The organism is Pararhodobacter sp. (genome assembly GCF_034676075.1).
Classification (GTDB): Bacteria; Pseudomonadota; Alphaproteobacteria; order Rhodobacterales; family Rhodobacteraceae; genus Pararhodobacter.
Genome location: NZ_JAUCCQ010000050.1, coordinates 1 through 24148, shown reverse-complemented (window position 1 = coordinate 24148; position 24148 = coordinate 1). Strand labels below are relative to the sequence as shown.

The window sequence follows — 24148 nt, the reverse complement described above, 5'->3', positions numbered from 1 at the left end:
GCACGCACCGCCTCAGAACTGGTCTTCGAAGCGCTTGGCCAGCTCTTCGATGTTCTCCGGCGGCCAATCCTCGACTTCCATCCCGAGATGCAGGCCCATGCCCGAGAGCACTTCCTTGATCTCGTTCAGCGACTTGCGGCCGAAGTTCGGGGTGCGGAGCATCTCGGCTTCGGTCTTCTGGATCAGGTCGCCGATATAGACGATGTTGTCGTTCTTCAGGCAGTTGGCCGAGCGCACCGACAGTTCCAGTTCGTCCACCTTCTTCAGCAGAAGCGGGTTGAACTCGAGCCCATCGTCGTCCGACCCGCGACCCGCCGCTTCCGGCTCGTCGAAGTTGACGAAGACCTGCAGCTGGTCCTGCAGGATGCGCGCGGCGAAGGCCACGGCGTCCTCGGGGGTGACCGAGCCGTCGGTTTCGATCTTCATGGTCAGCTTGTCATAGTCCAGCACCTGGCCCTCACGGGTCGGCGTGACTTCGTAGGCGACCTTCTTGACCGGCGAGTAGATCGCGTCGATCGGGATGAGGCCGATCGGCGCATCCTCGGGGCGGTTCTTGTCCGCGCCGACATAGCCCTTGCCGGTGTTGACCGTCAGCTCCATGAACAGCTCGGCCCCGTCGTCGAGGTGGCAGATCACGTGGTCCTTGTTCAGGACCTCGATCCCGTTGGTCACCGCGATGTCGCCGGCTTTCACCACCGACGGCCCGCGGGCCGAGATCGTCACGCGCTTCGGCCCGTCCACGTCCATCTTGAGCGCGACGCCCTTGAGGTTCAGGACGATGTCGGTCACGTCTTCACGCACACCGGCGACCGAGGAAAACTCGTGCAGCACGTTGTCGATCTGCACCGAGGTGATGGCCGCGCCCTGCAGCGACGACATCAGGATGCGGCGCAGCGCGTTGCCCAGCGTCAGGCCGAAGCCACGCTCGAGCGGTTCGGCGACGACGGTCGCCTTGCGCGAGGGATCGGCACCGGGGCGAACGTCGAGTTGCGCCGGCTTGATCAATTCCTGCCAGTTCTTGTGGATCATGGATCTGCCTCCATTCCTGTATCCGGGTCATGACCGAAGCCGGATACGCCCGAGGGACTTCATGACAGAATCGGACCGCACGCTCAGGTGCGGTCCGATCCCTGTTGGTTCTGCGTCAGACGCGGCGACGCTTCGGCGGACGGCAGCCGTTGTGGGCCAGCGGCGTCACGTCGCGGATCGAAGTGATCTGCAGCCCGGCAGCGGCCAGCGCACGCAGCGCCGATTCGCGGCCCGAGCCGGGGCCTTGCACCTCGACCTCGAGGGTGCGGAGACCGTGTTCCTGCGCCTTCTTGGCGGCGTCCTCGGCGGCAAGCTGGGCAGCATAGGGCGTCGATTTGCGCGAGCCCTTGAAGCCCATGGTGCCGGCCGACGACCACGAGATGGCGTTGCCCTGCACGTCCGAGATCAGGATCTTGGTGTTGTTGAACGTCGAGTTCACATGCGCCACACCAGCGGCGATGTTCTTGCGTTCCTTGCGCTTGACGCGCGCGGTGGATTTGGTGTCGCGAGCCATTGGTCCTGCCCTCCCTTACTTCTTCTTGCCGGCGATCGGCTTCGCCGGGCCCTTGCGGGTGCGGGCGTTGGTATGGGTGCGCTGGCCGCGCACGGGCAGGTTGCGGCGGTGACGCAGGCCACGATACGACCCCATGTCCATCATGCGCTTGACGTTCATGGTGACTTCGCGGCGCAGGTCGCCTTCGACGGTCAGGTTGGCGTCGATGTATTCGCGGATCGCGAGCACTTCGTCGTCAGTGAGTTGGTTGACCCGGCGGGCGGGTTCGATGTTCAGGGCCGCGACGATCTGGTCGGCGATGGCCGGACCGATGCCGTGGATGTACTGGAGAGCGATCGGGACGCGCTTTCCGGTGGGGATGTTGACGCCAGCAATACGTGCCACGCGGTTTCTTCCTTTTGTTGCGGTTCCGTAGTCCCAGAACCTTTTTTCACAACACGAGCCTGCGCGGCGCCGTGCCAGACGAACAACCCCGGCCCATGGGCCAAACGAACAATCCGAGTCGGCGGGCGACTCGGATCGCGGGATCAGGCGCATCGGGTAGGCGGTTTTCAGCCTGAGGTCAAGGGTCGGGGCAGTCTGTCAAGTGTTTTTCGCACCTCCCCGGCGTCAGGGGCAGGCAAAGAACACCGTCGCCGTCTCGGTCCCGTCATAAAGGCTGACGCGGGGCGTCTCCTGCCGCTCCATCCGGAAGGTGAAAAGCTGGGGCGTGATCAGCCCCGGCTCCTCGCAATAGCCGGTGTGGGTGGTGGTGGAAAGGTCCGCCGCCTCGAGGTCGAGCGCGGGCTCGAAGACGCAGCGATACTCCATCCCGGTGATGCCCGTGGGCTCCAGCAGCAGGGCGTCGCTGTCGCCCAGCACATCCTCGGCCGCGGCCCCGGCGCGCAGATCCGGGCAGATGGCGGTGTTCGAGACCCAGGCGAGCCCCTGGGCCGAGGCCATCGCGGGCAGCACCGCAACGAGCGCGGCCAGCGGCAACAGGTGATGGCGCATGAAAAACCCTCCGTGACACAGGGTCAGGAGGGTAGTTCGATTTGCCTGTGCTGCAAGGCTCAGCCGTCGAGCGCTGCCGCCACATCGGCCGTGACCTTGGCCATGTCCTGCAGCCCGTCCACGACCTTGAGCTTGCCATTGGCGTGGTAATAGCCGATCAGCGGCGAGGTCTTCTTGTAGTATTCCAGCAGGCGCTGGCGCAGGCTGTCCTCGTTGTCGTCGGCGCGGCGCTTCAGGTCGTGGCTGCCGCAGACGTCGCAGGTGCCGGGCACTTTGGTCGGCTTGGTCCGGTCGTGGTAGACCTCGCCGCAATTGCCGCAGGTGAAGCGGCCGGTGATGCGGTCGACGAGCGCCTCATCATCCACGCGCAGTTCCACCACGGCATCCAGGCTCTCGCCCTTGGCCGCCAGCAGATCGCCCAAGGCGTCGGCCTGGGCCAGCGTCCGGGGGAAGCCGTCGAAGATGAAGCCGCCGGTGGCGCCCTTCTCCAGCTGCTCGGCGATCAGGCCGATGACGATCTCATCCGTGACCAGCTGGCCTGCGTCCATGACGGCGGCGACCTTTTGGCCCATCTCGGTCCCCGAGGTGCGGGCGGCGCGCAGCATGTCGCCGGTCGAGAGCTGGACCATGCCGCGGCCCTCGACCAGGATACGTGCCTGGGTCCCCTTGCCGGCGCCCGGGGCGCCCAGAAGTATGATGTTCATCGCAGGGCGGGCCCTTTCTTGCGGGCAGGTTTGCTGCCGTCGGTACGTTTACGGCCACGCAGCTGCGAACGCTCCAGCAGGCCCTCGTATTGATGCGCCACCAGATGCGACTGGACCTGGCTCATCGTGTCCAGCGTCACCGCCACGACGATCAGCACCGAGGTGCCGCCGAAGTAGAAGGGAATCGACAGCTCGGCGCGCAGGATTTCCGGCATCAGCGCCACGGCGGCCAGATAGAGCGCGCCAACGGTACAGATGCGGGTGACGATGTAGTGAAGATATTCCTCGGTTCGCTTGCCCGGACGGATGCCGGGAATGAAACCGTTCTGGTTCTTCAGGTTGTCGGCGATGTCATCGACCTTGAACGACACGTTGAGCGTGTAGAAGAAGGTGAAGAAGATGATCAGCGCAGCGAAGAACACCAGATAGAGCGGCTGCCCCGGCCCGAAATAGGCGAGGATCGTCGCCATGATCGGGTTGGTGGACTGGCCCGAGAAGGTGCTCAGCGTCGTCGGCAGCAAGAGCAGCGAAGAGGCGAAGATCGCCGGGATCACGTTGGCCGGGTTGACCTTGATCGGCAGGTGCGACGAGCCGCCGTCATAGACCTTCATGCCGACCTGGCGCCGCGGGTACTGAATATGCACCTTCCTCAGCGCGCGTTCCATGAAGACGACGAAGGCCACCAGCGCGATCATCATCCCCAGGATGCCGACGACCAGCATCCAGTTGGTGTTTTCCGCCCGGCTCTGAGTCAGGAATTGCGCCAGCTGCGCCGGCAGTTCGGCGATGATGCCGACGAAGATGATCAGCGAGGTGCCGTTGCCGATCCCGCGCGAGGTGATCTGCTCGCCCAGCCACATCAGGAACAGCGTGCCGCCGACCAGGGTGATGACGGTCGAGATGCGGAAGAACCAGCCCGGATCGGTGGCGAGATCCCCGGCCTCAAGCGAGATCGCGAGGCCATAGGATTGCACCAGCGCCAGGAAGACGGTGCCGTAGCGGGTGTATTGGTTCAGCTTGCGACGGCCAAGCTCACCTTCCTTGCGGAGGTTCTGCCAGGGGCCGTACATCGAGGCCACCAGCTGCACGATGATCGAGGCCGAGATATAGGGCATGATGCCCAGGGCGAAGATCCCCATGCGGGCGATGGCGCCGCCGGTGAACATGTTGAGCATCCCGCCCAGACCCGCCGCCGCGCCCGACATGAACTCGCGCAGCTGTCCGCCGTCGATCCCGGGCACCGGGATATAGGTGCCGATCCGGTAGACGATCAGCAGGCCGATGGCGAAGAAAATGCGCTGGCGCAGGTCCTTGGCCTTGGCGAGCGTGGCCCACGAGGTGTTGGCCGCCATTTGCTCTGCAGAAGAAGCCATGTTCCGTTTCTTTCATGACAGCGCCGCCGATCCGGGCTCCGGTTCGGCGGCGCAGGAAAACCCATGCGGATGATGTAAGGGGCGACGACGCCGCCCACAACACCTTATTCGGCCGCTTCAGCCGCCGCGACGGTGGTTTTCAGCGAGCCGCCAGCTTTCGCCACGGCCTCGACAGCCGCTTTCGAGGCGCCGGTGACGGCGAGGGTCACGGCCTGGCCGATCTCACCCTTGGCCAGCACACGGATGCCGTCCAGCTTGCGGCGCACCAGGCCCGAGGCGACCAGCACGTCTTCGGTGATCTCGACCTTGGCGTCGATCTTGCCGTCTTCGATGAACTTGGCGATGGCGCCCAGGTTCGTGACAGCCCATTCCTTGCGGTTCGGCTTGTTGAAGCCGCGCTTCGGCAGGCGGCGGTAGAGGGGCATCTGGCCGCCTTCATAGCCGTTCAGCGCCACGCCCGAGCGGGATTTCTGACCTTTGATACCGCGGCCGGCGGTCTTGCCCTTGCCCGAACCCGGACCGCGCGCAACGCGCTTCTTGGTCTTGGTGGCGCCGGGATTGTCGTGAAGTTCGTTCAGTTTCATGGTCGCATCTCCTTGGCCGGAATACCCCGTCTGCGACGAAAGGGGGCAACACGGCATGGTGGTGGGTCGAGTCGGACCTTGGGGCCGACCGGGGGGCGTATAGACGGGTTAGGGGTACGGTTCAAGCGCCCTCTGATGGCGGGGCCTGCCCTTGGCGTCAGCGCACCCGGACCGGCAGGCTGGCGTAGCCGCGGAAGCGCGCCAGCGGCACCATGGTGGCCGGGCCGTTGGCAGCCAGCCGCGGGAAGCGCTTCACCAGCCCGCCCACGGCGATCCGCCCCTCGACCCGGGCCAGCGTGGCGCCGAGGCACACATGGATGCCGGTGGCGAAGGCCAGGTGCTTGTTGGGGCTGCGCGCGAGGTCCACGCGGTCGGGATCGGCAAAGACCGCAGGATCCCGGTTCGCGGCGGCGATCGAGGTGTGGATATAGGTGCCTTTCGGCAGCACCACATCGCCCAGATCCAGATCCTCGCCCGCCAGCCGGTTGCCCTGTTGCAAGGGGCTCTCGACCCGCAGGAATTCCTCGACCGCCGAGGTGATGAGGCCGGGGTCGGCGATCAGGCGGCGGTGTTCGTCGGGGTTCTTCAACAGGATGCCGACCGAGTTGCCCACGAGGCTGGTCGTCGTCTCGTGGCCTGCGTTCAAGAGGAAGATGCAGTTCTGCATCAATTCCTCGTCGTTCAGGCGCTTGCCGTCGACCTCGCCGAAGATCAGGCTCTCCAGCACCTCGCCCTCCATCGCCCCCTCGCGGTTGCGGCGGCGGTGGTCGATGATGTCGGTAAGGATCTCGGTGAATTCCACCACCGCCTCGTTGCCCGCCTTGATCCGCTCGGGCGGGACTACCGGGTCCAGCGCGCCCAGGATCGCCAGCGAATAGCCGCGCAGCTTCTGGCGGTATTCGGGCGGGATGCCCAGCATGAACGAGATGATCTCGGTCGGCAGGACCTTGGCGAAATCGTCGATCAGGTCCAGGTCGCCCTTCTCCTCCACCCGGTCCAGAAGCCGCTCGACAATCCCCTCGATCAGCCCCTCGAACACCGCGAGCTTGCGGGGCGTGAAGGCCGAAGCCAGCAGCTTGCGCACCACGGTGTGATAGGGCGGGTCGTTGAAGACGAGGCTGGTCGTGTGGTGGGTATGCAGCGGGCATTGCCCGAATTTCTTGCCGAATTCCTCGGTCTTGTCGGACAGCATGGCGCGCGACTGATAGACCTTCAGCACATCCGCGTGCCGGGTCAGGAACACCGAGCCATCGGCGTTGCGGTGCACCGGCGAGCGCTCGCGCAGCGCCCGCAGCGTCGGATAGGGATCGTCGATATAGGCCGGGCCGATGGCGTTGAGGTCGAATTCGGCGATATCGGTCATTGGCAGGCCCCTCCCCTTGCGGCGGGCACAGTGGCCCAGGATCGCGGCAGATGCAACGAGTGGGGGATCACTCCACCGGTCGCGGCAGGAAGATGGTGATGTCGCCGACGATGTCGTTGACGCCCCAGTTGCGGTGCCGGAGCTGGCCGTTGACGATGTAGAGGTCCTTCACCTGATATTCGACCGCGTCGTAGCCATCGTTGCGGTTCAGCCGCACGAAGGCATCGCGGCGTTCAAGCCCCGGCTCGATCACCGCGAAGAGGTCGGGCGGCATGGTCAGGCTCACGGTTTCCAGAACCGCCAGCACGTCGTCGTAATCGGTGATGCGCTCGTCGCGGAAATAGCACAGGGCCTCGATCCCCGCGCCTGCCACGGCGCCCCCGGCGCTGACCAGCGGCGAATCGCGGGTGACGACGGCCACGGCCGAGCCCAGGACCCGGGCGGTACGGGTCAGGAATCCGTCGTTCGGGCTGCCGCTGCCGGTGGCGCCGAGGCTGGTCTCGCCGGTGCGGGGATTGACGGTGAAATAGAGGACCGGCCCCGGGTCCTCGGGTGTGGCAGTGGCGGCGCGCTCGGCCTCCATCGCCGGCGAGCCCCGCCGCTGGATCAGCGAGGACAGGCGGTAGTCACAGATGCTGGCCTCGGCGGCGGTGGTGCCGAGGATCAGGGCAAGGGTCAGGACCAGACGCATGACGGGCTCCGCTGAGGGCCGGTCAGGGGTAAGCGAGCGGCGCCGGGAAAGGAAGCGGGGGGCCGTTCACGTTCGGTCGAGGAGGGTAGGATGGGCAATATTGCCCATCCTACGGCGCCCGGCGGCGCGCCAAACGAAAAAAGGCGGGGTTGCCCCCGCCTTTCATGCCGTTGGATGGTCGGGGCTTGCCCCGCCCCGCCTCAGGCTTTTTCTTCGACGATCGTGACCAGATGCGGGATCGCGTTGACCATGCCGCGGACCGAGGGGGTGTCCTCGAGTTCGCGGGTCTTGTGCATCTTGTTCAGGCCGAGGCCCTTCAGCGTGTCACGCTGCTTGGCGGGACGGCGCGCGGGCGAGCCGATCTGCTTGACGACGATGGTAGCCATGTCGGTCTCTCCTTACGCTTCGACCGGCGCATCTTCCTTGCGGAGGATGTCGGCCACTTTCTTGCCGCGGCGCTGGGCCACCTGGCGGGGGCTGGCCTGCTTCTTGAGGCCGTCCATGGTCGCGCGGATCATGTTGTAGGGGTTCTGCGAGCCGAGCGATTTCGCCACGACGTCCTGCAGGCCCAGCATCTCGAAGACGGCGCGCATCGGGCCGCCCGCGATGATCCCGGTACCCGGAACCGAGGTCCGCATCACGACTTTACCGGCGCCATGACGGCCCTCGATGTCGTGGTGCAGCGTCCGGCCGTCCTTGAGCTGGACGCGGATCATCGAGCGCTTGGCTTGCTCGGTGGCCTTGCGAACGGCCTCGGGGACCTCTTTCGCCTTGCCTTTGCCGAAGCCCACGCGGCCCTTCTGGTCGCCGACAACCACGAGCGCAGCAAAGCCGAAGCGCTTGCCGCCCTTCACGGTCTTCGACACCCGGTTGATCGCGACAAGGCGATCCTGGAATTCCGGGGTCTCGTCGCGGTCGTCGCGGCGGCGGTCCCGGCGGTTTTCACGTTCTGCCATTGAAGGCAATCCTTTCAGTCATGGCGTCGAAGCGCCGATGGTGTCCGATCACAGTGGCCCGTCCGCAACGGGATGGGCCCTCGATCATCGAGGCGGCACCCGGGAGGGGCACCGCCTGCAGGGATCAGAACTTCAGGCCGCCTTCGCGGGCGGCATCGGCCAGAGCCTTGATCTTCCCGTGGAACAGGAAGCCGCCCCGGTCGAAGTAGCATTCCTCGACGCCGGCGGCTTTCGCACGCTCGGCAATCGCGGCGCCCACTTTCGTAGCCGCGTCGATGTTGTTCACACCGACCACACCCAGGTCTTTTTCGAGCGTCGAGGCCGAGGCGATGGTGATCCCCTTGGCGTCGTCGATCAGCTGGGCGCTGATGTTCTTGTTGGAGCGGTGAACCGACAGCCGCAGACGGCCGTTGGCGGTTTTCCGCAGTTTGTTCCGGACGCGCTGACGACGCTTCTGGAACAGCTTGAGCTTGGTGTTCGCCATCTGTCGCGTCCTTACTTCTTCTTGCCTTCCTTGCGGAAGATGAACTCGCCCTTGTAGCGGATGCCTTTGCCCTTGTAGGGCTCGGGCGAACGCCACTCGCGGATGTTGGCCGCAACCTGGCCCACTTGCTGCGCGTCGATGCCTTCGATCACGATTTCAGTGGGTTTCGGCGTGGCGACGGTGATGCCTTGCGGCACCTCGAAGATCACGTCGTGGCTGTAGCCGAGCGACAGCTTCAGGTCCTTGCCCTGCATCGCCGCACGGTAACCGACGCCGACCAGTTCCATTTCCTTCTTGAAGCCGGTGGTCACGCCGATGGTCAGGTTCTCGACCATCGAGCGGGCCATGCCCCATTGCTGACGCGCACGCTTCGAGGTGCCCCGCGGGGTCACCTTGATGCTGCCGTCTTCCTGGACGATGGTGACATCGTCCGTGGCGGTGAAGGTCAGGGTGCCTTTCGGCCCCTTCATGGAGATGGTCTGGCCCGAGATGGTCGCCGTCACGCCCGAAGGCACGGAAACGGGCTTCTTGCCGATACGAGACATTTCAGCCCTCCTCAGAACACGCGGCAGAGCACTTCGCCGCCAACATTGGCAGCGCGTGCCGCCGCATCGGACATCACGCCTTTCGGGGTCGAAACCACCGAAACGCCGAGGCCGTTGCGGACCGACGGGATTTCCCGGGCGCCGGCGTAAACGCGGCGGCCAGGCTTGGAGACGCGGCTCAGCTCGCGGATCGCGGGCTCACCGGACGAGTACTTGAGCTGGATTTCCAGCTCAGCATGACCGTCCGAGGAGGTCACGCGCTCATACCCGCGGATGTAGCCTTCGTTCGCGAGAACGTCGAGCACCCAGGCGCGCAGCTTCGACGCCGGGGTCCGGACGGTCGACTTGCCGCGCATCTGCGCGTTACGGATGCGGGTCAGCATATCGCCGAGAGGATCGTTCATCATGTGCGTACCCTCCTTACCAGCTCGACTTGACCATGCCGGGGATCTGGCCGAACGAGCTGAGCTCGCGCAGCATGATCCGCGACAGTTGCAGCTTGCGGTAATAGGCCTTCGGACGACCGGTCAGCTCGCAGCGATTGTGCAGGCGGGTCGCGGAGGAGTTCCGCGGCAGTTCCGCCAGTTTCAGGTTCGCCTTGAACCGGTCTTCCATCGAATTGCTCGGGTCGGCCGCGATCGCCTTCAGAGCAGCGCGTTTGCCGGCGTATTGCTCCACCAGCTTCTGACGCTTCTTCTCGCGCTCGACCATGGATTTTTTAGCCATGTTTCTCTCTCCTTCCGCGTCAGGCCATGAAGGGCATGTTGAATTGCTTCAACAGCGCCTTGGCTTCCGCGTCGGTTTTCGCGGTGGTGCAGATGATGATGTCCATACCCAGAACCTCATCGACCTTGTCGAAGTCGATTTCCGGGAAGACGATGTGTTCCTTGAGGCCCATGGCATAGTTGCCGCGGCCATCGAACGAGTTGCCTTTCACGCCGCGGAAGTCGCGGACGCGGGGCAGTGCGATGGTGATCAGGCGCTCGAGGAACTCGTACATCCGGTCGCCGCGGAGGGTGACCTTGGTGCCGAGCGGCATCTCTTCACGGACCCGGAAGCCCGCGATCGAGTTTTTCGCCTTGGTGATGACGGCCTGCTGGCCGGCGATCAGGCTCAGTTCGGCCTGGGCCGACTTGACCTTCTTGGTGTCTTTCACCGCTTCGCCGACGCCCATGTTCAGGACGATCTTGTCCAGACGCGGGATCATCATGTCGTTCTTGTAGCCGAACTCTTCTTTCAGCGCCGCACGGATGCGGTTCTTGAAATCGGCCTTGAAGCGCGGGGTGTAAGTCGCAGCGTCCAGCATCAGATCACGTCCCCAGTGGTCTTGGCGAAGCGCACCTTGTTGCCGTCTTCCACGCGGAAGCCGACACGGGTCGCCTTGCCGTTGGCATCGACGAGGGCCAGGTTCGACAGATCGATCGGCATCGCCTGCGGGATGCGCCCGCCCTGCGAGGTCTGGCTCTGCTTGGTGTGACGGATGGCGATGTTGATGCCCTCGACCACGGCTTTGTTGTCCTTGGGCATGACCTGGGTGATTTCACCCTTCTTGCCCTTGTCCTTGCCGGTGAGGACGACGACCTTGTCGCCCTTTTTCAGTTTCGCGGCCATCAGAGCACCTCCGGCGCCAGCGAGATGATCTTCATGAAATTCTTCGCCCGCAGTTCGCGAACGACCGGCCCGAAGATACGGGTGCCGACCGGTTCGCCCTGGTTGTTCAGGATGACGGCGGCGTTGCGGTCGAAGCGGATGGCGGTGCCGTCTTCACGGCGAACTTCCTTGGCGGTGCGGACGACGACGGCCTTGCGGACGTCACCCTTTTTCACACGGCCTTTCGGAATCGCTTCCTTGACCGACACCACGATGATGTCGCCCACGGAGGCATAGCGGCGATGCGAACCGCCCAGAACCTTGATGCACTGAACCCGGCGGGCGCCGGAGTTGTCAGCAACATCCAGATTGGTCTGCATCTGGATCATGGAAAGTCTCCCGACCTTTGGGGATGATCCCCCAGGGTTTCGTTAGTCGCAGGAGCGCGTGATCAGGCCGAAGCCTCGGTCACAACGCGCCAGCGCTTCGATTTCGAGATCGGGGCGCACTCTTCGATACGAACAGTGTCACCGACCTTGAAGGTGTTCAGAGGATCGTGCGCGCGATATTTCTTCGACGAACGGACGGTCTTCTTCATGACGGGGTGCGTGAAGCGGCGCTCGACGAGGACGGTGACCGTCTGCTCGTTCTTGTCCGAGGTCACGGTGCCTTGCAGGATGCGTTTGGGCATGTCTCGTTACCTCAGTTGCTCGCCGCTTCGGCGGCTTTCTGGTTCAGAACAGTGTTCACGCGGGCCACATCGCGGCGCACCTGACGGATGCGGGCGGTGTTTTCCAGCTGGTTGGTGGCTTTCTGGAAGCGGAGGTTGAAGGCCTCCTTCTTCAGGGCCACCAGATCAGCGCGCAGCTGATCGGGGGTCTTGTTCTTCAGTTCATCGGCGTTCATGCGCCTGTTCCTTTCAACATCACCAGAGGGCCCTTGCGGGTTACCCTGCGTCCGGTGGAGTCAATGACGAGCCCGCTGATTCCGACACCGGAATCCGCGGGATGAGGCGCTATAAGGGAGAGGGACCAGCAAGGCAAGGGGAAAGGGCGCCCGCGCGGCCTTTTCCAGGGGGCTCAGCCGGCGATCCGGTCCATGGCCCGGGCCAGCGCCAGATCCAGTTCGGTCAGGCCCTTCCGGTCATGCGTGGTCAGCGAGACCTGGACCTTGTTCCAGCTGTTCGACCAGTCGGGGTGGTGGTCCAGCTTCTCGGCCTCCAGCGCCACGCGGCTCATCCAGCCCCAGGCAGCGCTGAAATCCTTGAAGCGGTAGCTCTTGGACAGCCGGTCGGTGGCGGGGTCATGCGACCACCCCGCCGCCGTCAGCTCTGCCAGCGCCTCGTCGCGGGCCGCGCCCGCCAGAACCTGCGGCCGGGCCATCACGCGGCATCCTTGGCAGCGGCGGCCGCCCGGGCGGGGCGGTCCTTGATGCGGTTCCAATAGGCCTCGAACACCGGGCGGGTCGGCAGGGTGCCGAATTGCATTCCCCAGCCGATCTGCGAGCCCGCATAGACATCGGCCGCGGTGAAACGCTCGCCCGCCAGATACGGGCTTTCCTCCAGCCGGTGTTCCAGCGTCGCCACCACATCGTCGAGCGAGCCATAGCCCACCGCGACCTTGCGCTCGGGCGGGACGACGAAGCCCATGGCAGTGTTGACCACCGCCGCCTCGACCGGGCCGGCGCCGAAGAAGAACCAGCGATAATAGGCGCCGCGTTCCGCCGCGGGCGGGGCGAGGCCCGCTTCGGGGAAGACATCGGCCAGATAGGCGCAGATCGCCGCGGCTTCGGTCACCACCTGCCCGTCATGGACGATGGCCGGAACCTTGCCCATCGGGTTGATCGCCAGATACTCGGGCGCCTTGATCGTGGTGCCGAACTCCAGCCGGTGTTCGCGGTAGGGGGCGCCCACTTCTTCCAGCATCCAGCGGGCGATGGCGCCGCGGGACCGGGGGTTGGTGTAGAAATCGATCATTCCTGTTCCTCGGGCTGGGGGCCGCGGCGGAAGGGGCCGTAGCTTTCCAGAAGCCGCATCTCGTCGCCGATGGCGGCGGTCTCGGCCTGGAGATAATCCGCCACCGCCTCGCGGAAACGGCGGTCGGGGAACCAATGCAGCGAATGCACCTCGGCCGGCAGGTATCCGCGCGCGAGCTTGTGCTCGCCCTGCGCGCCTGCCTCGACCCGGGTCAGGCCATGGGCCAGCGCCCAGTCGATCGCCTGATAGTAGCAGAGTTCGAAATGCAGGCAGGGGTGATCCTCGACACAGCCCCAATAGCGGCCGAAGAGCGTGTCCGCGCCGATGAAATTGAGCGCCCCGGCCACCGGGCGGCCGTTGCGCTCGGCCAGCACCAGCAGGATGTCGTCGGCCATGGTCCGATGCACCTGATCGAAGAAGGCGCGGGTCAGATAGGGCCGGCCCCATTTGCGGCTGCCGGTGTCCTGATAGAAACGCCAGAAGGCGTCCCAGTGTTCGGGCTTCAGGTCCGCGCCGGTATAGGCGTGGATCGTGCCGCCGAAGGCCTGCGCCTGCGTCCGTTCGCGGCGGATGGTCTTGCGCTTGCGCGAACTCAGCGCGTTCAGGAAGCCGTCGAAATCGCCATAGCCCTCATCCTGCCAGTGGAATTGCTGGGTGACGCGGTGCAGGTAGCCTTCCTCGACCCCGATCCCGGCCTCTTCGGCGGTGCAGAAGGTGACATGGGCCGAGGACAGGTCGTTCGAGCGCGTCACCTCGGCCAGCGCGCGCAGCAGGATCGGCCTGAGTTCCGGCTCCCCCAGCAGGCGGGGGCCGGTGGCGGGGGTGAAGGGCACGGCCGATTGCAGTTTGGGGTAATACTGGCCCCCCGCCCGCTGCCAGGCATCGGCAAAGGCATGGTCGAAGATGTATTCGCCCTGGCTGTGCAGCTTCACATAGAGCGGCATCGCCGCCAGCAGCCTGCCATCCTGCCGGATGGTCAGGTGCCGCGCCTCCCAGCCGGTGCCCGGGCCGACCGAGCCCGACACCTCCAGCGCATGCAGGAAGCGATGGGTGGTGAAGGGATCACGCGGGCGCGCGCCGTCCTGGGCGCAGAGCGCGTCCCACGCTGCGGCCTCGATATCGCCGATCCCGTTGACGAGGGTGATGTCCACGGCTTTCCCCTGCCCCATAGCCTGTAGCTGGTCGCCCGAAGGCGCCGGTCAAGGCCCCGCGCGGCGCCCGGTCAGGGCTGCGCGGCGGCGTAATGCTCGAAGGTGACGTTCTGGGCGATCTGGCGGGCCTGGGCCTCTTCCTCGGGCGAGCGGATGGTCCAGCAGAGCACCGCCGCGCCCTGCGCCTTCAGCTCGGCCACCCGGGGCCGCGACAGATCGCGCCAATGGTGCGAGATGAAGCTGGCCCCGACCCGGTCGTAATCCTCGATGGCGGCCAGCGCCTGGCGGCGGGCCTCCATCTCGGGCGGCAGGCCGGGCGGGAAATCCTCGGCCGGGAAGGCATAGGTGGTCAGGCCGCGCGGCACCTGCGGCAAGAGCCGCTGCAGATGCGCCACCGAATGCGGGTTGAAGGACATCAGCGCCACCGGCCCCGTGTAGCCCTGCAGCGCCGCCGCGGCCGCCGCCTCCAGCACGCCGTTGGTCGGCCCGAAGGCGCCGGACTGGTCCTTGATCTCGACCAGAAGCGGGACCTGGCCCGCCACCTCGGCCAGCACCTGGCGGAAGGTCGGGATCGGCTCGGCCGAGGCACGCACGCGGATGCGCTGCAATTCGGCGGCACTGCGGGCGGCGACCGGGCCGGTGTCGAAGGTCAGCCGGTCCAGCATCTCGTCATGAAAGACCATCGCCTGCCCGTCGGCCGAGGGCTGGAGGTCGATCTCGATCCCATAGCCCGCGCGGATCGCGGCGCGGATCGCGGGCAGCGAATTCTCGGGGCGCTTGGCCTCGGCATCGTGATAGGCGCGATGCGCGATGGGCAGGCGCAGGAAAGCCTCGGGCAGGGGCGCGCGCATCAGGCGAGCTCGAAGATCGCCTCGATTTCCACCGCGACGCCCAGCGGCAGCGAGGGCGCGCCGACCGCCGAACGGGCATGCCGCCCGGCATCGCCCAGTACGGCGACCAGGAAATCCGAGGCGCCGTTGATGACTTTGGGCTGGTCGTGGAAATCGGGGGTGCAATTGACGAAGCCCGTCAGCTTCACCACGCGCTTGAGCCGCGACCAGTCGCCGCCCAGCGCCGCCTTGCACTGCGCCAGCAGCGACAGCGCGCAGGAGCGCGCGGCATCGGCGCCCTGCTCGGTGCTGAGGTCGGCGCCCAGCTTGCCGGTGATGAAGCTGCCATTGGCCTGGCTCACCTGCCCCGAGACGAAGATCTGGTTGCCCGAGATCACCCAGGGCACGTAATTCGCGGCGGGCGCCGGGGCGGGGGGCAGCGTGTGGCCCAGTTCCTCGATCCGGGCGTCGATGGCATGGGGCATGGCTCTCTCCTGTTGGCGCGTGCGGCTCGGGGCGGAGGTAAGCACGTTTGGGCGGCGGCGAAAAGCCCCGGCCCGTGCCGGGCGGGGCTTGCAGGGGGCGCGAGGCTGGGGCACTTCTGGCGGCCTGACCCGAAAGCCGAGGCCCGCCGTGTATCCCAGTCTGCGCCGCGCGCGCCTTGCCGTTTCGGCGATGTTCTTCCTCAACGGTATCCTGTTCGGCGCCTGGGCCGTGCGGGTGCCCGCCTTTGTCGAGACCTTCGCGCTGGACCATGGCGCCTTGGGGCGCCTGCTGCTGTGCCTGGCGCTGGGGGCGATCCTGTCCTTCCCGCTGGCCGGGCGGCTGAGCGACCGGATCGGCGCCGACCGGGCCTCGCGCGCCATCGGGGTCTATTACGCGCTGTGTCTGCCGCTGATCGCACTGGCGCCCTCGACCGGCTGGCTGGCGCTGGCGCTGCTGCTGTTCGGGGCCGGACACGGGGCGATGGATGTGGCGATGAACGGCTGGGCGGCCGAGGTCGAGCGCAAGGTCATGCGCCCGATCATGTCCGCCTTCCACGCCATGTGGAGCCTCGGCGCCGGGATCGGCGCGCTGAGCGGCGGCGGCGCGGTGGCGCTGGGTCTGGGGCCGCTCACGCATTTCGGGCTGGTGGCGCTGGTCTTCGGGGCGCTGACGCTGGGGCTGGCGATGATCCCGTGGGAGTCGCAGCGCAGCGCCGCCAAGGGGCCGGGGTTCGCCCTGCCCTCGCGCAGTCTGATGGTGGTGGGCTTCGTCGCCTTCTGTTCCTCGCTGGGCGAGGGGGCGATGGCCGATTGGTCGGCCGTCTTCCTGACCCAGATCGCCCAGACGGACGAGGCGAGCGCCGCGCTCGGCTACACTGTCTATTCCGCGGCGATGTTCGTCGCCCGGCTGACCGCGGGCCATGCCATCGCCCGGCTCGGCCCGGTGACCACGGCGCGGATCGCCGGGCTCTTCGCCTTCGCCGGGCTGGTGGTGGCGCTGGTCGGACAGACGCTGGCCACCGGGCTGATCGGTTTCGCACTGCTGGGGCTGGGCTATTCAGTGGTGATCCCGCTGGCCTTCACCCGCGCCGCCAACGACCGCGAGACGCCGCAGGGCCGGGCCATCGCCGGGGTGGCGACGCTGGGTTATGGCGGCATGGTGCTGGGCCCGGCGGTGATCGGCGGCATCGGGCACGCCTTCTCGCTGCCGGTGGCCTTCTGGCTGATCGCGCTATTGGCGCTGGGCATCACCGCCTTCGCGGCGTCGCTCAGACCGGATGGCGGGAAGTGAGCGCGGCCGAGGGGATCCGGCGGATCGTCGCGGAGCGGGACATCCGGTTCCTCTTGCATTTCACCTTCCTGCGGAACGTCCCGGCGATGGTCGCGCACGGCATCTGGCCGGTCGCCGATCTGGAAAACGCCCCGTTCGACGCGCTCGTCCCACCCGGCGCGCAGCTGAGCAACAAGCCCACCGCCGTCTCGCTCAGCATCGAGGCGGTGAGCGCCTCTCTGTTCGAGAAGAAGGGCGGCGGGGTGCCGGATGCGGCGCGGGTGGCGCTGTTCCTCGATCCGGCGATCCTCTGGTGTGAGCCATGCCGCTTCTGCGCCACCAATGCCGCGACCCGGCAGATGCGCGATCACACCGGCTACGTCGGCGGTCCCTGGGGGCTGCGGCGGTTCTTCGACGATCCGCCCGAGGGGCTGGCCCCCTGGCTGCCCAGCGATCCCGACGCCGAAGTGCAGGTGCAGGGCCGGATCGCGCCCGACTACATCCTCGGCGCCTGGACCAGCGAACGGGAGGAAGCCCCCGCGCTTCAGGCGCTTCTGGACCGCCTGCCCGGGATCGAGCGCGACGTGGTTCTGGCGCCCTTCATGCGGGAGGGCGGGCGCATCGTCCCGCCCCTGCGCCGCGGCTGAAATCAGGCCGGGTGGCGGGTGAAATCGAGGAAGGCATCTTCCAGATTGGGTTCGGTGGTCTTGATATCGACGACCTCGGCCCCGGCGGCATGCAGCGCTGCCAGCACCGCGCCCGCCTGCACCCGGCTCTGGGGATAGGAGAAGGCGCTCCAGCCCTCGGGCTTGTCCTCGCGCGTGACGCCCTCGGGCAGGGTCAGCGCCCCGACCGGACGGGCAAGGCGCACCAGCAGGGTCTTGGCATCGACCCGGGCGACGATGTTGGCGGTGGTGTCGCGCACCACCAGACGGCCCTTGTCGATGATGGCGATCTCGTCGCACATCTCCTGCGCTTCCTCCAGGTAATGCGTGGTCAGGATGATGGTCATGCCCTGCCGGTTCAGCTCGCGCACATTGCCCCAGAGCATCTGCCGCAGTTCGATGTCCACGCCGGCGGTGGGTTCGTCCAGCACCAGCACCTGCGGCGCATGGACCAGCGCCTTGCCCAGCAACAGCCGCCGCCGCATCCCGCCCGAAAGGGTGCGGGCATAGGCGTTCTGCTTGTCGGTCAGGCCGATCAGGCTGAGGATCTCATCCGTGCGCCGGTCGCGGGAGGGCACGCCGTAAAGGCCTGCCTGCACCTCCAGCGACTCGCGGGGGGTGAAGAAGGGATCGACCGTCAGCTCCTGCGGCATGACGCCGATGGCGGCGCGCGACTGGCGCGGATTCACGTCCTGATCGAAGCCCCAGATCTTCACCCGGCCCGAGGTCTTCAGCACCAGACCGGCCATGATGTTGATCATCGTCGACTTGCCCGCCCCGTTGGGGCCGAGCAGACCGAAGACCGAGCCGCGCGGGATCTTGAGGTCGATGCCGGTCAGGGCCTCCTTGGCCGGGGCCTTGCCGCTGGCCCGGTAGACCTTGCGCAGGCCCTCGATCTCGATCGCCCAATCGTCTTGGCTGGCTGAAACGCTGTTGGTCATCTTGCTCCCGCCGGGAAAAACCGTCTAGATGGGCCAAAGCCCTTGGCCGCCCATCACCTAGGCCGAATAGCAAGCCGAGACAAGGAAGCCCGGATGTCCGCCAGCCAGCCCGCGCATGACGCACCCGCCACCCATGTTGTGCAAACCCGCCGCTTTTCCTGCGATGGCGGCGAAGGCGCGCTGGGTCATCCGCGCGTCTGGCTGACCATCCCGTTTGAGGCCGGCTGGATCGATTGCCCCTATTGCGACGCGCGCTACACGCTGGACCCGAACGCGGCCCACGACGGGCATTGAGGCGCCCGTAGGATGGGCAATATTGCCCATCCTACCGGACAGTCGCGCAAGACTTGTGCCCCGGCGCACAGCCTCACGGCTGGATTCCGGGCCTCTGTGCCCCGATATGCGGGGCAACAGCGAACAAGGAGAGCGACCATGTCCTTCCGTCCCGTGACCAAGACCGTCAAGGCGCAGCCCACCATGGAAGGCGCCGGGGTCCACCTGCACCGCGCCTTCGGCTTCGGCGATCCCGACGAATCCGATCCCTTCCTGCTGCTCGACGATTTCCGCAACGATTCGCCCGCGCTCTACAAGCGGGGGTTCCCCTGGCATCCGCACCGGGGGATCGAGACGATCACCTATGTGCTGGAGGGCACCGTCGAGCACAGCGATTCGCTGGGCAACAAGGGCAAGCTCGGCCCGGGCTCGGTGCAATGGATGACCGCCGGTCGCGGCATCCTGCATCAGGAGATGCCCTTGGGCAACGCCAAGGGCCAGATGCATGGCTTCCAGCTCTGGGCCAACCTGCCCTCGTCCCTGAAGATGACCAAGCCCCGCTATCAGGACGTGCAGGGCTCGGAAATCGAGACGGTGGTCGATGACGACGGCACCTCGGTCCGGGTCATCACCGGCAAGTTCTGGGGCAAGCGCGGCCCGGTCGACGGGATCGCCGCCGATCCCCTGTACCTCGACGTCTCGGTCCCGCCGAACACCCGCAAGGTGCTGCCGGTCGATACCTACGCCAATACCTTCGCCTATGTCTTCGCGGGCGGCGGGCTCTTCCGCGATGCCTCGCATCCCGAGGGCGTGCTGGTCGAGAAGGAATTCGACGGCAAGGAGCTGAACCTGCGCGACATGACCGGCAACCGGACGCTGGTACGCTTCGGCACCGGCAACGAGATCGTGGTGAATTCGGGGCCCGAGGGGATCCGCTTCCTCTTGGTCTCGGGCCAGCCGATCCGCGAGCCGGTGGCGTGGCACGGCCCCATCGTCATGAACACGCGGGCCGAGCTGGAAAAGGCGTTCCGCGAGCTGAACAACGGCACCTTCATCCGGCAGCCCGGGTCTGACAACCGCGGTGGCGGGCGGAACGACCGGCCGCGCGGGCGCCGCTGAGCCCTTGCGCCCGCTCCCCGGGGCGGGCGACACCGGGGCATGCAGACGCACGCCCTGATCTACCGCCGCTTCGGCCCGCCCCTTGAGGCGCTGGCGCTCGAACCCCTCGCCCTGCCGCAGGGCGGGGGGTTTCGCGTGGCGATGTCCCTCTCTCCCGTGAACCCGTCCGATCTGATCCCGGTGACCGGTGCCTATGCGCATCGGATCACCCTGCCCTGCGTCGCGGGATACGAGGGCGTCGGCCGCGTTCTGGACGGCACCGGGCGCCGGGTGCTGCCGCTCAGGGCGGGCGGGACCTGGCAGGGGGTTGTCATGGCCGATCCAGATTGGGCGGTGCCGGTGCCCGACGACATCCCCGACAGCCTGGCGGCGCGGGCCTATATCAACCCGATGGCGGCGCGGGCGATGCTGGCGCGCTGGCCGGTGGCGGGGCGGCGGGTGCTGCTGTCGGGCGCGGGCTCGCAATGCGCGGCGCTGCTGGCGCATTGGGCGCAGGGGGATGGCGCGGTCGAGGTGGCGGGGATCTACCGCTCGCCCGCCCGCCGCGCCGTGCTGGAGGCGCTGGGCATCCGGCCGATCCCCATGGCGGATCACCGGCAGATCGCCGAGGCCGCCGCCCGCGCCGATGTGACCTTTGATTCGCTCGGCGGGCCGGTCGGCACGCTGGTGCTGGACCGGATGCGGGCCGGGTCGGATTTCGTGGGCTATGGCCTGCTCAGCGGCCAGACCATCCGGCCCGAACGCCCGCCCGCCGCGGGGTTCCACCGCTTCCACCTGCGCGAGGCTCAGGCGGCGCTCGGCCCCGCCGACTGGCAGGCGGCCTTCCGCGCCCTCTGGCCGCTTCTGCGCCACGCGCCCATGGCGCCGGTGCGCGAGGTGCCGCTAGCCGAGTGGCGCGCGGCCCTCGCCGCCGGTGCCGAACCCGGCGGCGCCAAGGTTCTGCTGCGTTTCCCGGAGGATGGCGCAAGCTAAAAGGGCGGAGGTTTCCCCCCGCCCTTTTTATCACGGCCCCGTTGGGCCGGGCCCTCAGGCCGCGCGCTTGCGCCGGTAGGCTTGCTCACGCTGCAGCGCGTTCGCCGCCAGAGTCATGCCGGCCGCGGTCAGTTCCTCGATGCGGCGCGAGAGTTCCTCGTCGGTGAGGTCTTGGGACATTGGGGTCTCCTTTCACGTTCATGGCCCGCAAAAACGGCCGCTCGCGGTTCCGCCTTCGTGCGGAGCCGGACGGAAAGCCCGTGCGGGGATCGACCCCGGAGTGCGCAAAAGGCGCTTGGCCGCGAAAGCGGCCTGTCGGGGTGCAGGCTGTATATGGCAGCGATTGTGACTGATTTCAACCTTTCAAGCGGGGAATAAGGCCGGCGATGACAGTCGTGATCGCGGGCCCCCCTGATCCACCCGGCGGGACGCCGCGCAGCACCCTCGTCTGCCAGCCCGAACCCGGCGCCCTGCCGCCCTTCCCGCCCCTTCCCGGCTGGACGCCCCGGCCCCGCGCCGTTACCAAGGACCATCACGCCAAGAGGAAGCCGCACATGACCTTCGGCAAGGGCTCGCACCTGCATCTGATCGACGGATCGGCCTTCATCTTCCGCGCCTATCACGCGCTGCCGCCGCTGACGCGCAAGTCGGACGGTCTGCCGGTCGGCGCGGTGCAGGGCTTTTGCAACCTGATCTGGAACGAGATTTCCGGCGGGCCGACCACGAAATCGACGCCCACCCATATCGCGGTGATCTTCGACGCCTCGTCCATCACCTTCCGCAACGAGATCTATCCCGAATACAAGGCCAACCGCCCCGAACTGCCCGAGGATCTGCGCCCGCAATTCCCCCTGACGCGCGAGGCGACCCGCGCCTTCAACGTCGCCTGCATCGAGCAGCAGGGGTTCGAGGCCGATGACATCATCGCCACCTACGCCCGCCTCGCGACCGAGGCCGGGGGGACCTGCACCATCATCTCATCCGACAAGGACCTGATGCAGCTGGTCGGCAACGGCGTCGACATGTTCGACCCGATGAAGAACAAGGTGCTTGGCGTGGACGAGGTGTTCGAGAAATTCGGCGTCGGGCCTGACCGCGTGGTCGATGTGCAATCGCTGGCGGGCGATTCGGTCGACAACGTGCCGGGCGCGCCGGGGATCGGGCTGAAGACCGCGGCGCTGCTGATCAACGAATACGGCGATCTGGACACGCTGCTGGCCCGCGCCGGTGAGATCAAGCAGCCGAAACGTCGTGAGGTGCTGACCGAGAAGGTCGACCAGATCCGCCTGTCGCGGGAACTGGTGACGCTGCGCCGCGACGTGCCGGTCGAGGATGCGCTGGCCGATCTGGTCTGCAAGCGCCCGGATGCCGGCCCCCTGATGGACTTCCTGTCCCGCATGGAATTCCGCACCCTGACCCGGCGGATTTCCGACAAGCTGGGGGTCGAGGCCCCGGCGATCACTGAAGCCCCCGCCGCCCCGGCCAAGAACACGGCCGAAGCTCCGCCCGCCGTCGAACAAGTGCCCTTCGAGGCCGAGAAATACACCTGCGTCCGCGATCTGGAGACGCTGCAGGGCTGGATCGACCGGATCCGCGATCAGGGTTTCTTCGCCGTCGATACCGAGACGACCTCGCTCGATGAGATGCAGGCCGAGCTGGTCGGGATCTCCTTGGCCACGGCGCCGGGCGAGGCCTGCTATATCCCGCTGATCCATTCCGAGGGGTCGGACGACCTCTTCGGCAGCGCCAAGCTGCTGGAGGGGCAGATCCCGGCCGAGGCGGCGCTCACTGCGCTGAAGCCGGTGCTGGAGGATGACTCGATCCTGAAGATCGGCCAGAACATCAAATACGACGCCAAGATCTTCGCCCGCCGCGGCATAAAGGTCGCGCCGATCGACGACACGATGCTGATGAGCTACGCGATGTTCTCGGGCCTGCATAACCACGGCATGGACGAGCTGAGCGAGACCTATCTCGGCCATGTGCCGATCCCGATCAAGCCGCTGCTGGGGTCGGGCAAATCGGCCCGCACCTTCGACAAGGTGGGGATCGAGGACGCGACGAAATACGCGGCCGAGGATGCGGATATCACCCTGCGCCTGTGGCAGGCGTTCCGGCCGCGGCTGCACCGCGAGCGGGTGACGACGGTCTACGAGACGCTGGAGCGCCCGCTGGTGCCGGTGCTGGCCGAGATGGAAATGCACGGGATCACCGTCGACCGGCAGGTGCTGAGCCGCATGTCCTCGGCCTTCGCGCAGTCGATGGCCGGGCTCGAGGCCGAGATCCACGAGATGGCGGGCGAGACGTTCAACGTCGGCTCGCCCAAGCAGCTGGGCGAGATCCTGTTCGACAAGCTCAGCCTGCCCGGCGGGCAGAAGGGCAAGAACGGCGCCTATTCGACCGGGGCGGATATCCTGGAGGATCTGGCGACCGAGCATGAATTGCCCGGCAAGGTGCTGGACTGGCGGCAGCTGTCCAAGCTGAAATCGACCTATACCGACGCGCTGCAGAACCACATCAACCCGGAAACCGGGCGCGTGCATACCTCGTACCAGCAGACCGGCGCGAACACCGGGCGGCTGGCCTCGACCGATCCGAACCTGCAGAACATCCCCGTCCGCACCGAGGAAGGCCGCCGCATCCGCGAGGCTTTCGTCGCCGCCGAGGGAAAGAAGCTCGTCAGCCTCGACTACAGCCAGATCGAGTTGCGGATTCTGGCGCATATCGCCGATATTCCGGCCCTGAAACAGGCGTTCCGCGACGGGCTGGACATCCATGCGATGACCGCGTCCGAGATGTTCGGCGTGCCGCTGGACGAGATGACGCCCGAGATCCGGCGCCGGGCCAAGGCCATCAACTTCGGGGTGATCTACGGGATTTCCGGCTTCGGTCTGGCGCGCAACCTGCGCATCCCGCGCGATCAGGCGCAGGCCTTCATCGACACCTATTTCCAGCGCTTCCCGGGCATCAAGGATTACATGGACAAGACCATTTCCTTCGCCAAGGAGCATAAATACGTCGAAACCCTGTTCGGGCGGCGCATCCATACGCCCGAGATCGGCGCCAAGGGGCCGAGCGCGGGGTTCGCCCGCCGCGGCGCGATCAACGCCCCGATCCAGGGCACCGCCGCGGATATCATCCGCCGGGCCATGGTGCGGATTCCGGCGGCGATTGCCGACCTGCCGGCGAAGATGCTGCTGCAGGTGCACGACGAACTGGTCTTCGAGGTCGAGGACGGGGCGGTCGACGAGACCATCGCCCGCGTCAAGGCGATCATGGAGGGGGCCGCGGCCCCGGCGGTCGAGATCGACGTGCCGCTGATCGTGGACGCAGGCGTGGGCATGAACTGGGCCGAGGCGCATTGAGCCGGGCCCTCGTAGGATGGGCAATATTGCCCATCCTACCCACCGCCCGATGAGCCGCCCGCGCCCCCGCCGGAAGGGGGCGGCAGAACCCACCCGCCTCATCGCCTTTCACAAGCCCCCCGGGATCCTCAGCCAATGGAGCGGCGATCCGCATTGGCCCGGCCTCTCCAGCCTGCTTTCGCTGCCGGGTTTCTACCCCGCCGGGCGGCTCGACCGCGACAGCGAGGGGCTGCTCCTCCTGACCAATGACGGGGCCTTGCAGGCCCGGCTGACCGA

The 24148-nt window shown here is 66.8% G+C and carries 34 protein-coding genes; 7 read left to right on the top strand and 27 right to left on the bottom strand.

The annotated features are described in order from the left end of the window. Positions 1–12: 12 nt before the first annotated feature. The 25 genes from VDQ18_RS13925 to VDQ18_RS13805 form a co-directional block, all read right to left on the bottom strand. Positions 13–1029 carry a DNA-directed RNA polymerase subunit alpha gene (locus VDQ18_RS13925; protein WP_323021524.1) on the bottom strand — a complete coding sequence of 339 codons (1017 nt, stop codon included), beginning with the start codon at positions 1027–1029 and terminating at the stop codon, positions 13–15. Between the two features lie 115 nt (positions 1030–1144). After that, positions 1145–1543, bottom strand: a complete 399-nt coding sequence (gene rpsK / locus VDQ18_RS13920) for a 30S ribosomal protein S11 (RefSeq protein WP_107753517.1) — start codon at positions 1541–1543, stop codon at positions 1145–1147. Positions 1544–1558: 15 nt separating this feature from the next. After that, a complete protein-coding gene (rpsM, locus tag VDQ18_RS13915) occupies positions 1559–1927 on the bottom strand; it encodes a 30S ribosomal protein S13 (protein WP_107753515.1) in 369 nt (122 codons plus the stop codon). Positions 1928–2152: 225 nt separating this feature from the next. Continuing rightward, entirely contained in the window at positions 2153–2536 is a 384-nt protein-coding gene (locus tag VDQ18_RS13910; protein WP_323021523.1) for a hypothetical protein, read from the bottom strand. A 59-nt stretch (positions 2537–2595) separates the two neighbouring features. Further along, complete coding sequence (locus VDQ18_RS13905; RefSeq protein WP_323021522.1) at positions 2596–3240, bottom strand: adenylate kinase; 645 nt, start codon at positions 3238–3240, stop codon at positions 2596–2598. Then, positions 3237–4613 (bottom strand): preprotein translocase subunit SecY, encoded by a 1377-nt coding sequence (gene secY / locus VDQ18_RS13900; RefSeq protein ID WP_323021521.1) that lies wholly within the window; start codon positions 4611–4613, stop codon positions 3237–3239. Before secY ends, VDQ18_RS13905 begins: the two co-directional genes overlap by 4 nt. 104 nt (positions 4614–4717) lie before the next feature. Continuing rightward, a complete protein-coding gene (rplO, locus tag VDQ18_RS13895; RefSeq protein ID WP_107753507.1) occupies positions 4718–5197 on the bottom strand; it encodes a 50S ribosomal protein L15 in 480 nt (159 codons plus the stop codon). 157 nt (positions 5198–5354) lie between these two features. Further along, positions 5355–6560 (bottom strand): cytochrome P450, encoded by a 1206-nt coding sequence (locus VDQ18_RS13890; RefSeq protein WP_323021520.1) that lies wholly within the window; start codon positions 6558–6560, stop codon positions 5355–5357. A 67-nt stretch (positions 6561–6627) separates the two neighbouring features. Continuing rightward, positions 6628–7251: a hypothetical protein gene (locus tag VDQ18_RS13885; protein ID WP_323021519.1), complete on the bottom strand. Its 624-nt coding sequence runs from the start codon at positions 7249–7251 to the stop codon at positions 6628–6630. A 200-nt stretch (positions 7252–7451) separates the two neighbouring features. After that, positions 7452–7637, bottom strand: a complete 186-nt coding sequence (gene rpmD / locus VDQ18_RS13880; protein ID WP_107754954.1) for a 50S ribosomal protein L30 — start codon at positions 7635–7637, stop codon at positions 7452–7454. A 12-nt stretch (positions 7638–7649) separates the two neighbouring features. Further along, entirely contained in the window at positions 7650–8207 is a 558-nt protein-coding gene (rpsE, locus tag VDQ18_RS13875) for a 30S ribosomal protein S5 (RefSeq protein ID WP_107754955.1), read from the bottom strand. 124 nt (positions 8208–8331) lie between these two features. Then, complete coding sequence (rplR, locus tag VDQ18_RS13870; protein ID WP_323021518.1) at positions 8332–8691, bottom strand: 50S ribosomal protein L18; 360 nt, start codon at positions 8689–8691, stop codon at positions 8332–8334. A gap of 11 nt (positions 8692–8702) precedes the next feature. After that, complete coding sequence (gene rplF / locus VDQ18_RS13865) at positions 8703–9236, bottom strand: 50S ribosomal protein L6 (RefSeq protein WP_323021517.1); 534 nt, start codon at positions 9234–9236, stop codon at positions 8703–8705. Positions 9237–9247: 11 nt separating this feature from the next. After that, positions 9248–9640 (bottom strand): 30S ribosomal protein S8, encoded by a 393-nt coding sequence (gene rpsH, locus VDQ18_RS13860; protein WP_323021526.1) that lies wholly within the window; start codon positions 9638–9640, stop codon positions 9248–9250. 16 nt (positions 9641–9656) lie between these two features. Further along, positions 9657–9962: a 30S ribosomal protein S14 gene (gene rpsN / locus VDQ18_RS13855; RefSeq protein ID WP_323021516.1), complete on the bottom strand. Its 306-nt coding sequence runs from the start codon at positions 9960–9962 to the stop codon at positions 9657–9659. Positions 9963–9981: 19 nt separating this feature from the next. After that, a complete protein-coding gene (gene rplE, locus VDQ18_RS13850) occupies positions 9982–10542 on the bottom strand; it encodes a 50S ribosomal protein L5 (protein WP_323021515.1) in 561 nt (186 codons plus the stop codon). Beyond that, positions 10542–10847 (bottom strand): 50S ribosomal protein L24, encoded by a 306-nt coding sequence (gene rplX, locus VDQ18_RS13845; protein ID WP_323021514.1) that lies wholly within the window; start codon positions 10845–10847, stop codon positions 10542–10544. The genes rplE and rplX overlap by 1 nt, the downstream gene beginning before the upstream one ends. Beyond that, positions 10847–11215 (bottom strand): 50S ribosomal protein L14, encoded by a 369-nt coding sequence (rplN, locus tag VDQ18_RS13840; protein WP_013066055.1) that lies wholly within the window; start codon positions 11213–11215, stop codon positions 10847–10849. The genes rplX and rplN overlap by 1 nt, the downstream gene beginning before the upstream one ends. 62 nt (positions 11216–11277) lie before the next feature. After that, positions 11278–11517: a 30S ribosomal protein S17 gene (gene rpsQ / locus VDQ18_RS13835; protein ID WP_323021513.1), complete on the bottom strand. Its 240-nt coding sequence runs from the start codon at positions 11515–11517 to the stop codon at positions 11278–11280. Between the two features lie 11 nt (positions 11518–11528). Further along, positions 11529–11732 (bottom strand): 50S ribosomal protein L29, encoded by a 204-nt coding sequence (gene rpmC, locus VDQ18_RS13830; protein WP_323021512.1) that lies wholly within the window; start codon positions 11730–11732, stop codon positions 11529–11531. A gap of 173 nt (positions 11733–11905) precedes the next feature. Further along, positions 11906–12208 (bottom strand): 4a-hydroxytetrahydrobiopterin dehydratase, encoded by a 303-nt coding sequence (locus VDQ18_RS13825; protein ID WP_323021511.1) that lies wholly within the window; start codon positions 12206–12208, stop codon positions 11906–11908. Further along, a complete protein-coding gene (locus tag VDQ18_RS13820; protein WP_323021510.1) occupies positions 12208–12801 on the bottom strand; it encodes a glutathione S-transferase family protein in 594 nt (197 codons plus the stop codon). Before VDQ18_RS13820 ends, VDQ18_RS13825 begins: the two co-directional genes overlap by 1 nt. Continuing rightward, a complete protein-coding gene (locus tag VDQ18_RS13815; RefSeq protein WP_323021509.1) occupies positions 12798–13970 on the bottom strand; it encodes a GNAT family N-acetyltransferase in 1173 nt (390 codons plus the stop codon). Before VDQ18_RS13815 ends, VDQ18_RS13820 begins: the two co-directional genes overlap by 4 nt. Positions 13971–14023: 53 nt before the next feature. Continuing rightward, a complete protein-coding gene (locus VDQ18_RS13810; RefSeq protein ID WP_323021508.1) occupies positions 14024–14803 on the bottom strand; it encodes a glycerophosphodiester phosphodiesterase family protein in 780 nt (259 codons plus the stop codon). Next, positions 14803–15267 carry a RidA family protein gene (locus VDQ18_RS13805; protein WP_107754967.1) on the bottom strand — a complete coding sequence of 155 codons (465 nt, stop codon included), beginning with the start codon at positions 15265–15267 and terminating at the stop codon, positions 14803–14805. The genes VDQ18_RS13810 and VDQ18_RS13805 overlap by 1 nt, the downstream gene beginning before the upstream one ends. Here VDQ18_RS13805 and VDQ18_RS13800 point away from each other — a divergent pair. Both VDQ18_RS13800 and VDQ18_RS13795 read left to right on the top strand, forming a co-directional pair. After that, positions 15254–16558, top strand: a complete 1305-nt coding sequence (locus tag VDQ18_RS13800) for an MFS transporter (RefSeq protein ID WP_323021507.1) — start codon at positions 15254–15256, stop codon at positions 16556–16558. The two genes, VDQ18_RS13805 and VDQ18_RS13800, sit on opposite strands and share 14 nt — an antisense overlap. Continuing rightward, complete coding sequence (locus VDQ18_RS13795) at positions 16555–17184, top strand: hypothetical protein (protein ID WP_323021506.1); 630 nt, start codon at positions 16555–16557, stop codon at positions 17182–17184. Before VDQ18_RS13800 ends, VDQ18_RS13795 begins: the two co-directional genes overlap by 4 nt. Before the next feature lie 2 nt (positions 17185–17186). Here the strand turns inward: VDQ18_RS13795 and VDQ18_RS13790 are convergent, their stop codons facing one another. Further along, complete coding sequence (locus VDQ18_RS13790) at positions 17187–18143, bottom strand: ABC transporter ATP-binding protein (protein ID WP_323021505.1); 957 nt, start codon at positions 18141–18143, stop codon at positions 17187–17189. 93 nt (positions 18144–18236) lie between these two features. On the opposite strand from VDQ18_RS13790, the gene VDQ18_RS13785 reads away from it, so the two are divergent. The 3 genes from VDQ18_RS13785 to VDQ18_RS13775 all read left to right on the top strand — a co-directional run bounded on the left by VDQ18_RS13785 (position 18237) and on the right by VDQ18_RS13775 (position 20507). After that, on the top strand, positions 18237–18437 hold the full coding sequence (locus VDQ18_RS13785; RefSeq protein WP_323021504.1) for a zinc-finger domain-containing protein: 201 nt from the start codon (positions 18237–18239) through the stop codon (positions 18435–18437). A 138-nt stretch (positions 18438–18575) separates the two neighbouring features. Beyond that, positions 18576–19535, top strand: coding sequence for a pirin family protein (locus VDQ18_RS13780; protein WP_323021503.1), 960 nt, complete (start codon positions 18576–18578; stop codon positions 19533–19535). Between the two features lie 39 nt (positions 19536–19574). Then, the gene (locus VDQ18_RS13775) at positions 19575–20507 is read left to right on the top strand and encodes an alcohol dehydrogenase (RefSeq protein ID WP_323021502.1); all 933 of its coding nucleotides are present in this window, start codon (positions 19575–19577) and stop codon (positions 20505–20507) included. A 54-nt stretch (positions 20508–20561) separates the two neighbouring features. On the opposite strand, the gene VDQ18_RS13770 is transcribed toward VDQ18_RS13775, so the two are convergent. Next, positions 20562–20687, bottom strand: a complete 126-nt coding sequence (locus VDQ18_RS13770; protein ID WP_272947897.1) for a hypothetical protein — start codon at positions 20685–20687, stop codon at positions 20562–20564. 374 nt (positions 20688–21061) lie between these two features. Between VDQ18_RS13770 and polA the strand changes: the two genes are divergently transcribed. Then, positions 21062–23872, top strand: coding sequence for a DNA polymerase I (gene polA / locus VDQ18_RS13765; RefSeq protein ID WP_323021525.1), 2811 nt, complete (start codon positions 21062–21064; stop codon positions 23870–23872). Positions 23873–23921: 49 nt separating this feature from the next. Next, positions 23922–24148, top strand: a 227-nt coding sequence (locus VDQ18_RS13760) for a pseudouridine synthase (protein ID WP_323021501.1), incomplete at its 3' end; no start/stop codon positions are given.

Bases quoted from the DNA above. Each gene is read 5' to 3' on its own strand.
- rpsK (WP_107753517.1), bottom strand. From the start codon at position 1,543: ATGGCTCGCGACACCAAATCCACCGCGCGCGTCAAGCGCAAGGAACGC.
- rplO (WP_107753507.1), bottom strand. From the start codon at position 5,197: ATGAAACTGAACGAACTTCACGACAATCCCGGCGCCACCAAGACCAAG.
- rpmD (WP_107754954.1), bottom strand. From the start codon at position 7,637: ATGGCTACCATCGTCGTCAAGCAGATCGGCTCGCCCGCGCGCCGTCCC.
- VDQ18_RS13905 (WP_323021522.1), bottom strand. From the start codon at position 3,240: ATGAACATCATACTTCTGGGCGCCCCGGGCGCCGGCAAGGGGACCCAG.
- VDQ18_RS13805 (WP_107754967.1), bottom strand. From the start codon at position 15,267: ATGCCCCATGCCATCGACGCCCGGATCGAGGAACTGGGCCACACGCTG.
- VDQ18_RS13785 (WP_323021504.1), top strand. From the start codon at position 18,237: ATGTCCGCCAGCCAGCCCGCGCATGACGCACCCGCCACCCATGTTGTG.
- rpmC (WP_323021512.1), bottom strand. From the start codon at position 11,732: ATGAACGCCGATGAACTGAAGAACAAGACCCCCGATCAGCTGCGCGCT.
- VDQ18_RS13775 (WP_323021502.1), top strand. From the start codon at position 19,575: ATGCAGACGCACGCCCTGATCTACCGCCGCTTCGGCCCGCCCCTTGAG.
- VDQ18_RS13910 (WP_323021523.1), bottom strand. From the start codon at position 2,536: ATGCGCCATCACCTGTTGCCGCTGGCCGCGCTCGTTGCGGTGCTGCCC.
- VDQ18_RS13825 (WP_323021511.1), bottom strand. From the start codon at position 12,208: ATGGCCCGGCCGCAGGTTCTGGCGGGCGCGGCCCGCGACGAGGCGCTG.
- rpsN (WP_323021516.1), bottom strand. From the start codon at position 9,962: ATGGCTAAAAAATCCATGGTCGAGCGCGAGAAGAAGCGTCAGAAGCTG.
- VDQ18_RS13790 (WP_323021505.1), bottom strand. From the start codon at position 18,143: ATGACCAACAGCGTTTCAGCCAGCCAAGACGATTGGGCGATCGAGATC.
- VDQ18_RS13925 (WP_323021524.1), bottom strand. From the start codon at position 1,029: ATGATCCACAAGAACTGGCAGGAATTGATCAAGCCGGCGCAACTCGAC.
- VDQ18_RS13820 (WP_323021510.1), bottom strand. From the start codon at position 12,801: ATGATCGATTTCTACACCAACCCCCGGTCCCGCGGCGCCATCGCCCGC.
- VDQ18_RS13780 (WP_323021503.1), top strand. From the start codon at position 18,576: ATGTCCTTCCGTCCCGTGACCAAGACCGTCAAGGCGCAGCCCACCATG.
- rplE (WP_323021515.1), bottom strand. From the start codon at position 10,542: ATGCTGGACGCTGCGACTTACACCCCGCGCTTCAAGGCCGATTTCAAG.
- polA (WP_323021525.1), top strand. From the start codon at position 21,062: ATGACCTTCGGCAAGGGCTCGCACCTGCATCTGATCGACGGATCGGCC.
- rplX (WP_323021514.1), bottom strand. From the start codon at position 10,847: ATGGCCGCGAAACTGAAAAAGGGCGACAAGGTCGTCGTCCTCACCGGC.
- secY (WP_323021521.1), bottom strand. From the start codon at position 4,613: ATGGCTTCTTCTGCAGAGCAAATGGCGGCCAACACCTCGTGGGCCACG.
- VDQ18_RS13890 (WP_323021520.1), bottom strand. From the start codon at position 6,560: ATGACCGATATCGCCGAATTCGACCTCAACGCCATCGGCCCGGCCTAT.
- rpsE (WP_107754955.1), bottom strand. From the start codon at position 8,207: ATGGCAGAACGTGAAAACCGCCGGGACCGCCGCCGCGACGACCGCGAC.
- VDQ18_RS13810 (WP_323021508.1), bottom strand. From the start codon at position 14,803: ATGCGCGCGCCCCTGCCCGAGGCTTTCCTGCGCCTGCCCATCGCGCAT.
- rplF (WP_323021517.1), bottom strand. From the start codon at position 9,236: ATGTCTCGTATCGGCAAGAAGCCCGTTTCCGTGCCTTCGGGCGTGACG.
- VDQ18_RS13770 (WP_272947897.1), bottom strand. From the start codon at position 20,687: ATGTCCCAAGACCTCACCGACGAGGAACTCTCGCGCCGCATCGAGGAA.
- VDQ18_RS13815 (WP_323021509.1), bottom strand. From the start codon at position 13,970: ATGGGGCAGGGGAAAGCCGTGGACATCACCCTCGTCAACGGGATCGGC.
- rplR (WP_323021518.1), bottom strand. From the start codon at position 8,691: ATGGCGAACACCAAGCTCAAGCTGTTCCAGAAGCGTCGTCAGCGCGTC.
- VDQ18_RS13800 (WP_323021507.1), top strand. From the start codon at position 15,254: ATGGCATGGGGCATGGCTCTCTCCTGTTGGCGCGTGCGGCTCGGGGCG.
- rplN (WP_013066055.1), bottom strand. From the start codon at position 11,215: ATGATCCAGATGCAGACCAATCTGGATGTTGCTGACAACTCCGGCGCC.
- rpsQ (WP_323021513.1), bottom strand. From the start codon at position 11,517: ATGCCCAAACGCATCCTGCAAGGCACCGTGACCTCGGACAAGAACGAG.
- VDQ18_RS13885 (WP_323021519.1), bottom strand. From the start codon at position 7,251: ATGCGTCTGGTCCTGACCCTTGCCCTGATCCTCGGCACCACCGCCGCC.
- rpsH (WP_323021526.1), bottom strand. From the start codon at position 9,640: ATGAACGATCCTCTCGGCGATATGCTGACCCGCATCCGTAACGCGCAG.